This window comes from Scytonema sp. PCC 10023, from assembly GCF_963920835.1.
Lineage (GTDB): Bacteria > Cyanobacteriota > Cyanobacteriia > Cyanobacteriales > Nostocaceae > Kalymmatonema.
The window spans coordinates 1-1129 of the sequence record NZ_CAWUDP010000317.1 but is presented as its reverse complement, the minus strand read 5'-3'; the positions used below and the strand labels follow the sequence as shown (position 1 = coordinate 1129).

The following is a 1129-nucleotide window of genomic DNA, read 5'->3' as shown; positions in this document are numbered from 1 at the left end:
CTGGAGTTTAGACTAACACATGACAAAATGACCCAGCAGCACTGAGTTTACAAGTTACACATCTCAAACTTGAAAAACTTAAAGGTCAAGCCGACTTAGGTTGTTCTTTTTTCCGCTTAGTAGTACCTTTTTTGACTGTCGGATAACGAATTCTATGCAGACGTGCTTTTCCAGCAGGCCAGCCAGGAGACTTTCCACGGGGTTTTGGTGGAACAGACGGTGTACCAATTATTGGCAAAACTCCACCCATTGCAGCGGCTACCCTTCCTGGAGTCATTTTAGCCTGTGGCTTCTGCCAAGGAAGAGGGTTGTCAGTCACAATATCACGTGCCAACCACAGTTGCCAGGTCATTAATGGCAATAAGTCACTCCACCGCTCACACTGTTCTGGGGTACTCAGTTTGGGTAGAGTCCAATGCAACCGTTGTTTCGCGAATCTATACCAGTGGTCAACAGCAAAGCGACGCAAGTAGAGTTGCCAGAATTCGCACAATTGTGGCATTTCAATTCCCATCCACGCAAGCCATAAAGGTCTGGATTTTAAAACACCATCTTCGTTTAAGCGCTCCACTTGAACTAGATGCATTGGATTGTTGGCCGACTGTTGAAAGTGGAGATTACGCCACAAACGCAAGCGTAGTAACCCCAACTTCAGATCTTTGACCTCTACCAATTGGTCAGGTGTCCACCAGGTTTGTGGATCATTGAGCTTGAATTTATCCCCGTGAATACGAGGACGACCAATCCCTGTATAAGCGACGGGCTTGCCATAAAGTAAACGATTTGAGCGCAAACGGAACAATTTATCGGCGGCAATATCTGCTGTCTGTTTAACGAAGCTAGCACAGCCGTACTCCGCATCCCATAGAGTTAAAGGGCGTTTTGGTAGTTTTAAACAAACTTGTCTCAATTGTGCGGCGGCTTTTTCAATGGGGTTAGTAAAGCTGGTGATGCGTTCATGTAATAACGGTAATGCCCAACTCCCTTCTGTCTGTGGCACCCAAACTATCGAACTGTAGCCTTGTCCCAATGTTACTGGTTTGGAACCTGACATTGGTTGAGCTTGATGTTCATAGGTACGTTCTTTGAGGGTGACCGCTTCTAATCTTGACCAAGCCGTATGATCTCC

General features: G+C 46.2%; 1 protein-coding gene. It reads right to left on the bottom strand.

The genetic code is table 11. From position 1 onward, the window contains the following. Positions 1-85 precede the first annotated feature (85 nt). Positions 86-1129: transposase (locus ACM0OZ_RS48955; RefSeq protein WP_414590179.1), on the bottom strand; the 1044-nt coding region annotated here is incomplete at its 5' end.